A 10740-nucleotide genomic window follows, 5' to 3' on the forward strand; every position below is an offset into this window, starting at 1 on the left:
CCTTAGCTCAGGCGCAGGCGACTGGCGCCGACCAGCCAGCTGTAAATCAGATAAAGCACCACGGTCGCCAACAGCAGCAAACCGCCCAGCGCCGTGGCCATGCCCCAGTTGATGCTGGTGTTGGTGTAGAACGCGACGAAGTAGCTGACCATCTGATCGTTCGGGCTGCCGAGCAGCGCCGGGGTGATGTAGTAGCCGATAGCAAGAATGAACACCAACAGGCAACCGGCGCCGACTCCGGCGTAGGTCTGTGGGAAATACACCCGCCAGAAACTGGCGAACGGGTGGCAGCCGAGCGAGATCGCGGCGCGCATGTAGGTTGGCGAGATGCCTTTCATCACGCTGTAGATGGGCAGGATCATGAACGGCAGCAGGATGTGCACCATCGAGATGTACACGCCGGTGCGGTTGAACACCAGTTCCAGCGGTTTATCGATGATGCCCATCGCCAGCAGCGCACTGTTGATCAAACCACCGGATTGCAGCAACACGATCCAGGCCGCCACCCGCACCAGAATCGAAGTCCAGAACGGCAGCAGCACCAGAATCATCAACAGGTTGCTCTGGCGCGAAGGCAGGTTCGCCAACAGATAAGCCAATGGATACGCGAGCAACAGGCAGATCACGGTAATTACCAGGCCCATCCAGAACGTGCGAGCGAAGATGTCGAGGTAGATCGCCTGATCCGGCGTGGCCGGGGCCAGTTCGCCGAGGTCGTCGATGCGGTGATCGACCGATGCCAGCAGGTAATAAGGCGTGATGCTGCTGGTGTTACGTTTCACCGCTTGCCAGTAGGCAGGGTCGCCCCAGCGCTCGTCGAGCGCTTCCAGGGCTTCTTTATAGGAGGCCGGTTCGCTGGCGAAAGGCAGCGCGCGGGCGGTTTTGGTCAACAGGCTGCGATAGCCGGCCAACTCCATGTTCAAGCGCTTGGACAGATCGCCCAGCGTCTGGTTCTTGCGTGCTTGGGCGAGATCTTCGCTGGCAGCCTTGTAGACCGGTTCGGCGGGCAGGCCGCGGCCGTCCCAACCGGCGATGGCCGCCACGGTGCGCGGCATGCCGCCGACCACTTCCGGGTTGCCGACGCTTTTATAGAGCAGCGCCACGATGGGTACCAGAAACACCAGCAGCAGAAACAGCACCAGCGGCGCAATCAGCGCCTGGGCTTTCCAGCGGTTGACCCGCTCGGCGCGCTTGAGCTTCTGCTTCAAGGTGGGGCTGGCGCCCTCGTTCAGGGGAACGGCGATGGCCATGACGTACTCCGCAAATCTCTGATCGTTACAGAGGCGGCGAACCACCTCTGTTGCGTTGAAACACAGCAACCTGTGGGAGCGAGCCTGCTCGCGAAGAGGCCAGCACATTCAAAATCCATGCTGGCTGATCTAGCGCTTTCGCGAGCAAGCTCGCTCCCACAGGAGAGCGAGCCCTCGGTTATTTCGCAGCCCAGGAATTGAAGCGCTGCTCCAGTTGCTCACCGTTGTCAGCCCAGAAGCTGACGTCGATCTGCACCTGGTTGGCGATGTTTTCCGGCGTGGTCGGCATGTCCTTCAGGACATCCTTGTTCAGCAGCGGCACGGCCTGGGTGTTGGCCGGGCCGTAGGCGATGTTTTCCGAGTAGGTCTTCTGCTGTTGCGGCTGCACCGAGAAGGCGATGAATTTCTTCGCAGCTTCGGCACGCTTGGCGTCAAGGCCTTTGGGAATGGCCCAGGCATCGAAGTCGTAGATGCCGCCGTTCCACACCACTTTCAGGTTGGATTCTTTCTGCACCGCCGCGATGCGACCGTTGTAGGCCGAGCTCATGACCACGTCGCCGGACGCAAGGTACTGCGGCGGTTGGGCGCCAGCCTCCCACCACTGGATGCTTGGCTTGAGCTCATCAAGTTTCTTGAACGCACGGTCCTGACCGCCCTTGCTGGCCAGCTCCTTGTAAACGTCTTTCGGCGCAACGCCATCCGCCATCAGCGCGAATTCGAGGGTGTATTTGGCGCCCTTGCGCAGGCCGCGTTTGCCCGGGAATGTCTTCGTGTCCCAGAAATCCGCCCAACTGGTCGGTGCGGTTTTCAGCTTGTCGGCGTTGTAGGCCAGCACGGTCGACCAGACGAAGAAGCCCACGCCGCACGGCTGGATCGCGCCTTTGACGTAGTCTTCTGTCTTGCCGAACAGCGCCGGGTCGAGTTGCTCGAACATGTCTTCATCGCAGCCACGGGACAGTTCCGGCGATTCGACTTCCACCAGATCCCAGGACACGCTTTTAGTGTCGACCATGGCCTTGACCTTGGCCATTTCACCGTTGTACTCGCCGGCCACGATCTTGCCGTTGCCTGCTGCTTCCCACGGCGCATAGAAGGCTTTGACCTGCGCGGCCTTGTTCGCCCCGCCAAACGACACTACGGTCAAATCCGGGCCGGCGGCCATCGCGCTGGCCGCACCCATCAGGCCCATAGTCAGGGCGGTGAACTTCAGGGATCTCAACATTTATTGTTCTCTCCACGTGCAGGGTTGGTGTTGGTATTGCCGCGGGGCGCTTAATGCGCCTCTGAAAGAGGGTCGAGCGCGCGAACGTGCTCGACTTGCCAGCCAAGCGGAACCACGTCGCCGACACTGAGCGCGGGATCGAGCTCGGCAATCGGTTGTTTCACGAAGAAGTCGGTCTTGCCGCAGACTTCCAGGCGCACCCGGACGTGGTCGCCCAGATAGATGAATTCCGCCACCCTCCCTGAGAAGCGGTTGACGCATTGATCGCTGGAACCGTTGAGACTGACCCGCTCCGGGCGAATCGACAGAGTCACCGGCTCGCCGGTCTGGCCGACATTCACCGCCAGCGCCTCGACCTTTTCGCCCCGACCCAGCTCGACCACACAGCGCTCGCCGCTCTGGCTGAGCAGTCGCCCGTTGAGGCGATTGTTCTCGCCGATGAAGTTGGCGACGAAGGTGTTTTTGGGTTCTTCGTAAAGCGTGCGCGGCGGGGCGATCTGCTGAATCTCGCCTTGATGGAATACCGCGACACGGTCGGACATGGTCAGCGCTTCGCCCTGATCGTGGGTCACGTAGACCACAGTCACGCCCAGACGCTGGTGCAAATGCTTGATCTCCATTTGCATGTGTTCACGCAGCTGTTTGTCGAGGGCGCCGAGGGGTTCGTCCATCAACACCAGTTGCGGTTCGAACACCAGCGCGCGAGCCAGGGCCACACGCTGCTGTTGACCACCGGACAACTGCGCCGGGTAGCGCGAGGCGAATGCGTCGAGCTGGACCATGCTCAGGACTTTTTTCACCTTATCGCTGACGTCGCTTTTGTTCAGGCCACGCACGGTCAACGGAAAGGCGAGGTTTTCGGCGACGGTCATGTGCGGGAACAGCGCGTAGTTCTGGAACACCATGCCGATGTCACGCTTGTGCGGCGGCACGTTGTTGATCGAGCGTCCGGCGAGAAGGATTTCCCCGGCGGTCGGCGTCTCGAAACCGGCGAGCATCATCAGGCTGGTGGTCTTGCCGGAACCGGACGGCCCGAGCAGGGTGAGGAATTCGCCTTTGCGGATTTCCAGGTTGAGGTCTTTGACGATCAGGTTCTCGCCGTCGTAGCTCTTCTGCACTCCACGAAAGCTGACCAGCACATCGCTGGCCCCTGCGTTTGAATCGACCTGGCTCATACCCGCACCTTTGTTATTGATGACTGCTTGTTCATCAAGCCTAGTGGTTGCCCACAGGCGCGCAAATCGGGGCGCAGGAGAGAATCGCTTAAGCCGGATGGAAGATTGAGGGTAGGGATCGCCCTACAAGGATGGCGCTAATGGATAAGGCAGTGGCAAGCGGTTAGCTGCAAGCCCTAAGTAAAGGCTAAAGCGGCTGTCGTTAATGGATATGTCAACTCAGAACCTGTGGGAGCGAGCCTGCTCGCGAATGCGGTGGGTCATCAAACCGATTGGCTGGCTGTTACACCGCTTTCGCGAGCAGGCTCGCTCCCACAGGAGGACGGTGATGGTCAGAGAAGTTTGTGTTCCATCGCGTACTTCACCAGCTCGGCCAGCGAGGTAATGTTGAGCTTTTGCATCAGCCGCGCCTTGTGGGTGCTGATGGTTTTGCTGCTCAGGGCCAGTTGCTGGGCGATGTCATTGACGTTGGCACCCTGGGCCAGACGTTCGAAAACCGAGAACTCACGTTCGGACAAAAGCGAATGCAGCGGTCGGGCATCGGTCAGGCCAACTTCGAAAACCATGCGATCCGCCAGGTCTGGATCAATGTATCGCCCCCCCGCCGCCACTTTGCGAATCGCCGTAAGCAGCAGCGCCGGATCGCTGTCCTTGGTCGCGTACCCCGCCGCGCCGACCTTCAACGCTCGCGCGGCCATCTGCGCCTCGTCGTGCATCGACAGCACCAGAATCGCCGGTGGATTGTTCAGCGCACGGATGCGCGGGATGGCTTCCAGTCCGTTGACCCCAGGCATGGAGATATCCAGCAGCACCACTTCACAGGGTACGCTGCGCAGGGTTTCGAGCAGTTGCTCACCATTGCTCGCCTCCCCCACCACGAGCAAATCCTTGGCCAGGCCGATCAATTGCTTGATGCCTTCGCGAACGATGGTGTGGTCTTCGGCTACCAGTACACGGATCACTTGGTTCTCCTCGATATTTTAGCGATCTACCGGCACCCAGACCTTCAGGCTGGTGCCCTCCCCCGGCTCACTCTCCAGCACCAGACGCCCGCCCATGATCAACACGCGTTCGCGCATGCCGACCAGGCCAAACGACGTTGGCCGTTCGGCGGTGGCGACGAACCCTGTGCCATCGTCGCTGACCGTCAGACACAACTCGTCATCTTCAAGCGCCAGCGTCAGTTCCACAGTATGCGCCTGGGCATGGCGCATCACATTCGTCAGCGCCTCCTGCAGAATCCGGAACAGCCCCACAGCCTTGGCATCGCTGAGCGCCGGCAGATTGTCCGGCACCCGCACCAGACACGGTATCTGCGTGCGCGCCTCGAAGCGCCGCGCCTGCCACTCGATCGCCGAAGCAATGCCGGCATCAAGAATCGGTGGGCGCAACGCCGTCGCCACATCGCGCACCAGCTGGAACAACTGAGCGATCAAGCGCTTCATGCTGTTGAGGCGCTCGTTCAGGCCCGGATCCAGTTGCGCGTAGGCCAGTTCGCACATCGATGTTTCCAGTTTCAGCACCGTCAGCATCTGCCCGAGTTCATCATGGACTTCACGGGCGATTCGCGCCTTCTCTTCCTCACGCACACTCTCAAGGTGCGCCGACAGTTCGCGCAGTTGCTCGCGCGAAGCCGCCAGTTCCAGCTCGATGCGCTTGCTTTCGCTGATGTCCCAGACGATGCCGTCCCACACGTAGGCGCCGTCCTCCAGCTGGCGGGTAATCGCCTTGATTTCAGCCCAGCGCTGCTCACCTTGTCGTGTGACGATGCGGCCCTGCCACGACCAGTCGCTGTCGGTGTCCAGCGCCTGATCCTGAGTTCGGTGATAACTGGCCTTGTCGTCCGGGTGCACCAGACTGCGCAGGCCCATGTCGCGATGAGCGATGGCCGCCGGCGCGTAGCCGACCAGACTTTCGCTGCCCTCACTGATGTAGGCGAAATCGATCTGTCCGGTGACCGGCGCCCGCTCCAGACGAAACACCAGGCCCGGCACATTGGCGGCGATGCCTTGCAACCGCGCTTCGCTTTCCTGCAAAGCAGCGAGCGCGCGCCGGCGATCGGTGACATCGGTGAGGTAGACCACCAGATATTCGCTATCGCGAAAGCGTAGGAAACTCAGGGATACGTCCGCCGGCAACACGCTGCCGTCGGCGCGCAGGCAACTGGTTTCGAAACTCAGCGGGCCTTCTTCGCTGGCCCGCGCGCGCTTCCACAGGTTGAGCCAGCGGTCCATGTGCAGGCCAGGCTCGACGTCGATCAGCGGCCGCTCGATCAGCCCGCCCGAGGGATAACCGAGCATGTTTTCCGCCGCACGGTTGGCGTAGCGCACGTGGCTGTCCCAGTTGACCCAGAGAATGCCGACGGTGCTTTGATCGATGGAAAACTGCGTCAGCCGCAACGCCTCTTCGCTCGCCGCACGCAGTGCGATGTCCTCGCGCGCGCTGAGCAAGCGCTGTTCGAGGCTGCGCTGTTGGCGCCGCTGCCAGAACACGATCGCCACGCAGCTGAGCAACATCACCGCGAACAGCAGGCTGAGGTTCTGCCAGAACCCCGGCGACTCGGAAAGCCGCGGGTATTTGGGCTGCAGCCATTGGTTGTGCAATTGCTCCAGATCCTTTGCGGGAATCGCGCGCAACGCGCTCTGGATGATACCGGCCAGTTCCGGCCAGTCGCGCCGTGAGGCCACGCGCAATAATTGCGGCAGGCCGATATCGCCGACCACCACCAGTTCGGCGAACTCAGGCTCTACCGATAGCCGCCCCAACTGTGCTTCATCGACGACTGCGTACGACGCCTGCTGACTTAACAGCAATTGCAATGCCTGGCGCTCCAGCGGCACGCCTTGCAGATTCAAGTGCGGATAATTGCTGCGCAGGTAATCGGCAGTGGTGCTCGGCATGCGCACAGCGACGCGAGTCTGGCTGTCGAGTTTTTCCAGATCGACAGTACCACTGGCTTTTTGATCGCTGACTACCAGTTGCGGCACGCGCATGTACGGATCGGAAAACTGCCATAGGCGCAGGGCACTCGGGGTTTGGCTCAGGCCCGGGGCAAGGTCGATTTCGCCCTCGCGCAAAGCACTTTCCAACTGCGCGAGATCCGGAAAGTTGCGCCAGCTCAATTCCACGCCCAGCGTTTTGGCCAGCAGTTTCATCAACTCGACGTTGGCTCCCGACAGTCGCTGCAAGCGTCGGTCGTAGGTCGCGTACGGTGCCTGCAGAACAAGACCGACGCGCAATTCGCTGTGCTGCGCCAGCCATCGCTGTTGGTCTGGCGACAGTTGCGCAGCATTTGACGGTGGCGCAGGCGCCGCCCATCCCATCAAGGGAAACCACAACCAGCCGATAACCCACAGGCAGCAAAATCGCTTCATTGAAGTCTCATACACTGACAAATTCTGACCAACCCATTAGGCTGCCGGGATACTTTCTGGCCTGGAATAACCGATGCCCTCTGTCTACCGCCTGGCAATGCCAGCATTGTGCCTGTTGCTGATCCTGCCTTGTGCGTTTTCCGTCGAAGCCGCCGATCCCGCGCCAGCCGCCACGGCGGAAAAAACCGCCGAGGAAAAACCGGCCGAACGCCAGCCACTGCTAGAGCGTAGTCAGGAAGAGGCCGCCGCACTGCAACGTAAACTGCCGGCGCAAGAGCAGCAACAATTGCAGGCTGGCAGCGACACATTCCTTGCCCTGTGGAAACCGGCTAACACCGCCGAGCCCAAAGGTGCGGTGATTATCGTCCCCGGTGCAGGCGAAACCGCTGACTGGCCTCAGGCAGTCGGTCCGTTGCGCCGTAAACTGCCTGATGCCGACTGGAGCAGCCTGAGCATCACCTTGCCTGATCTGCAGGGCGACGCCATCGCCCCGCGCGTGATCGAACCCAGCGCTGCGCCGAAAGCCCCGGAAACCGGGAGCAAAGACGCCACTACCGCGCAACCGATCGAACAAGCCGCTGGCGGTGAAGCGGAAGTCGCTGAACAGGTCGTGGCCGAAACCACCGAAGAACAAGCCAAGGCTGATGCCGAGCGCATTTTCGGACGGATCGACGCGGCAATTGCCTACGCCGAACAACAGAGCGCACGCAGCATTGTCGTGCTCGGGCATGGCACCGGCGCCTACTGGGCGGCGCGCTTTCTGAGCGAGCGGCAAACGCCGCAGGTTGAGAAACTGGTCATGGTTGATGCGCAGGCACCAGCCAAGGCCCTGCCGCCACTGGCAGAACTGACCCCGACCTTGAAGCTGCCGACGGCGGATATTTTCTACATGGACAAAGCGCTGGATCGTAACGCCGCGCTGGAGCGCATGCAGGCGAGCAAGCGCTTGAAGACGTCGGCGTTCAGCCAGGTTGCGCTCAAGGCATTGCCTGACAAGAACGCCGAGCAGGAGCAATTGTTTCGGCGGGTGCGTGGGTGGTTAAGCCCTCAGGTTGTTGACTGAGCGTTGAACCGCGCTGCCCCTATTCGCGAGCAGGCTCGCTCCCACATTGAATGCAGCTCAACATGTGGGAGCGAGCCTGCTCGCGAAGGGCCAAGCGCAGGAGGCACGCTTCTAACGCTTAGCGAAAATCCCGCCGTTCCCGAATCAATGTGTACGCGTTATGCAATTCACGCGTCCTCTCGGTCGCCTCGCGCACTTGCGCCGCCGTCGCGCCGCTCCCAGCGATCTTGTCCGGATGATGCCGACTGAGCAATCGCCGGTAGGCGTGCTTGATCTGTGCCGGCTCACTGCTCGCCGACACCCCGAGCAATTTCATTGCCGCCTGATACGTTACCGCCGCACTGACGATCGGCCGCTTGCCCGGTTCGTAATCGCTGGCCAGCGCCTGCACTTGCTGCGGCGTCCAGCCCAGCCACTTGCCCCACTGCGCCAGCAACTCGCGCTCGCTGACACCGGCGCGACCGTCAGCCCAGACCATCCGCCAACAGGCACGCAATACACCTTCGGCCGCGTGAGGCTGAGCACTGAGACGGCGCAGATAACCGCGCAGATTGTCGCTGCCGGACTTGCCGCGATTGAACGCGGCGATGGCGCGGCGTGTCGCCGGCTCGCTCATTTCCAGCGCACGCATCTCGTGGCGTGCCTGCTGGATATGCCCGTCAGTGACGCGCCCGTCGCTTTTTGCCAGACGCCCGAGCAACACGAACAGCAGCTCATCGTTGCGCAGCATCGGCCGGCCACCGAGCTTTTCCCGTAAATGCCCCCAGCTCTGCAAGTGCAGACGCCGATCCAGCGCCTGCCCCAACAGTGCCCCAAGCATGGCCCCCGGGATGCTGGCGATCGCCAACCCCACCCCGGCTCCAATCAGAGTCCCTGGCCACAGCATCTCAGCGACTCGCTTCTATCAGGGTTTCAGCTTCAGCCAGACGCTCGTGGGTGCCGACATCCACCCAGTGCCCCTTCAGCCGCTCGCCCGTGACCTGGCCGGCGGCCATGGCTTTACGCAGCAGCGGTGCGAGTTTGAAGGCACCATCACTGCAACCGTCGAACAACTGCGGGTGAAGCACGGCGATGCCGCTGTACGTCAACGTCTGTGCATCAGCCTCGCCGTCCTGCACGTTGCCGTCCACCAGCGAGAAATCACCGCTTGGGTGATGCGCCGGGTTGTCCGCCAGCACCAGATGCGCCAGGCCGTTGATCGGCTGGTGCAGCACGCTGAAGTCGTAATCGGTCCAGATATCGCCGTTGACCACCAGAAACGCATCGTCACCGAGCAGCGGCAGCGCACGGAAAATCCCGCCGCCGGTTTCCAGCGGCTCGCCTTCCGGTGAGTACTGAATGCTCAGGCCGAATCGCGAACCGTCGCCCAGATAATCTTCGATCTGCTGTCCGAGCCAGGCGTGGTTGATCACGATTTCATGGAAACCTGCGGCCGCCAGGGCGCGCAGGTGATATTCGATCAACGGCACGCCGCCGGCACGCACCAGCGGTTTCGGCGTGGTCAGGGTCAGCGGGCGCATGCGCTCGCCTTTACCCGCCGCCAGAATCATTGCCTTCATGCCGTCGCTCCAGCACGCAAGCTGCTGAACAACGCTTGCAGTTCCGCCAGTTCGGGACGACGCGCGATCACCGCTTCTATATAAGAGAAGAAACGTGGCACGTCCGCGAGGTAGCGTGGCTTGCCGTCGCGGTGACAGATGCGCGCGAAAATGCCGATGACCTTCAAATGACGCTGCACGCCCATCAGATCGCTGGCGCGCAGAAAGTCTTCGAAATCAGCCTGCACGGGAATGTCCAGCGCCGAGGCTTGCTGCCAATAACTTTCCAGCCAACCGCGTACACGCTCTTCAGGCCAACTGAGGAAGGCGTCTTTGAACAGGCAAGTCACGTCGTAAGTCACCGGGCCATAGACCGCGTCCTGAAAATCCAGCACACCAGGGTTCGGCTCGCTGAGCATCAGGTTGCGCGGCATGTAGTCGCGGTGCACCAGTACTTTCGGCTGGGCCAGCGCGCTGTCGATCAACAAGTCACTAACTTGCTGCCACTGCTGTTGCTGGGCGGCATCGAATTCGACGCCAAGCTCACGCTTGACGTACCACTCAGGGAACAACTCCAGTTCACGGCGCAACAAGGCGACGTCGTAGCTCGGCAACGGCGCAACCATTGGCAACTGTTGAAAAGCCAACAGTGCTTGCAAGGCATCGTGGAATAACGCGTCGGCATTTTCGCCATCGATCACGTCGAGATAGGTCTTGTTGCCCAGGTCATTGAGCAAAAGAAAACCGCGATCGAGGTCTTCGGCATAAATTTTCGGCACATTTATTCCGGATTTCGCCAGCAGAAAGGCGATATCCACGAACGGTTTGCAGTTTTCCTGCGGTGGCGGCGCGTCCATCACGACGAAGCTGCGACCGCCGCCCTCCCACCGGAAGTAACGGCGGAAACTCGCGTCGCTACTGGCCGCGATCAACGTGGCCGGGGGCACGGCGCCCCAGCCCTGCTCGGCAAACAGCTTTGCCAACTGTTCATCGAGCCAAACTTTCAGGTGTTGCAAGCGTACATCTTGGTCAGGCATTGCAAGGGTCTCCGACGGCGCTAGCCGTCAAGCGGGTCATGCTTTATTATCCAGCATCTTTTTCAGACCATCGAGAGGCGT

The 10740-nt window shown here is 61.2% G+C and carries 9 protein-coding genes; 1 reads left to right on the forward strand and 8 read right to left on the reverse strand.

Annotated features, from left to right (window positions below):
• Positions 1 to 2 precede the first annotated feature (2 nt).
• The 5 genes from HU727_RS23680 to HU727_RS23700 all read right to left on the reverse strand — a co-directional run bounded on the left by HU727_RS23680 (position 3) and on the right by HU727_RS23700 (position 7021).
• Positions 3 to 1250, reverse strand: coding sequence for an ABC transporter permease (locus tag HU727_RS23680; RefSeq protein ID WP_186532891.1), 1248 nt, complete (start codon positions 1248 to 1250; stop codon positions 3 to 5).
• Between the two features lie 178 nt (positions 1251 to 1428).
• Positions 1429 to 2472, reverse strand: coding sequence for an ABC transporter substrate-binding protein (locus HU727_RS23685; RefSeq protein WP_186532892.1), 1044 nt, complete (start codon positions 2470 to 2472; stop codon positions 1429 to 1431).
• A 50-nt stretch (positions 2473 to 2522) separates the two neighbouring features.
• Complete coding sequence (locus HU727_RS23690) at positions 2523 to 3647, reverse strand: ABC transporter ATP-binding protein (RefSeq protein ID WP_186532893.1); 1125 nt, start codon at positions 3645 to 3647, stop codon at positions 2523 to 2525.
• Between the two features lie 332 nt (positions 3648 to 3979).
• Positions 3980 to 4609, reverse strand: coding sequence for a response regulator (locus tag HU727_RS23695; protein WP_186532894.1), 630 nt, complete (start codon positions 4607 to 4609; stop codon positions 3980 to 3982).
• Positions 4610 to 4627: 18 nt separating this feature from the next.
• The gene (locus HU727_RS23700) at positions 4628 to 7021 is read right to left on the reverse strand and encodes a PAS domain-containing sensor histidine kinase (protein ID WP_186532895.1); all 2394 of its coding nucleotides are present in this window, start codon (positions 7019 to 7021) and stop codon (positions 4628 to 4630) included.
• 73 nt (positions 7022 to 7094) lie between these two features.
• Here HU727_RS23700 and HU727_RS23705 point away from each other — a divergent pair, with 73 nt between their 5' ends.
• The gene (locus HU727_RS23705; RefSeq protein ID WP_186532896.1) at positions 7095 to 8084 is read left to right on the forward strand and encodes an alpha/beta hydrolase family protein; all 990 of its coding nucleotides are present in this window, start codon (positions 7095 to 7097) and stop codon (positions 8082 to 8084) included.
• A 118-nt stretch (positions 8085 to 8202) separates the two neighbouring features.
• On the opposite strand, the gene HU727_RS23710 is transcribed toward HU727_RS23705, so the two are convergent.
• From HU727_RS23710 to HU727_RS23720, 3 genes are read right to left on the reverse strand one after another with little or no spacing between them, the layout of a single operon-like run.
• Complete coding sequence (locus HU727_RS23710) at positions 8203 to 8970, reverse strand: TerB family tellurite resistance protein (protein ID WP_186532897.1); 768 nt, start codon at positions 8968 to 8970, stop codon at positions 8203 to 8205.
• A 1-nt stretch (position 8971) separates the two neighbouring features.
• Positions 8972 to 9643, reverse strand: a complete 672-nt coding sequence (gene murU, locus HU727_RS23715; protein WP_186532898.1) for an N-acetylmuramate alpha-1-phosphate uridylyltransferase MurU — start codon at positions 9641 to 9643, stop codon at positions 8972 to 8974.
• On the reverse strand, positions 9640 to 10659 hold the full coding sequence (locus tag HU727_RS23720; protein WP_186532899.1) for an aminoglycoside phosphotransferase family protein: 1020 nt from the start codon (positions 10657 to 10659) through the stop codon (positions 9640 to 9642). Before HU727_RS23720 ends, murU begins: the two co-directional genes overlap by 4 nt.
• Positions 10660 to 10740: the final 81 nt, after the last annotated feature.

Source organism: Pseudomonas khorasanensis (assembly GCF_014268505.2).
GTDB classification, from domain to species: domain Bacteria; phylum Pseudomonadota; class Gammaproteobacteria; order Pseudomonadales; family Pseudomonadaceae; genus Aquipseudomonas; species Aquipseudomonas khorasanensis.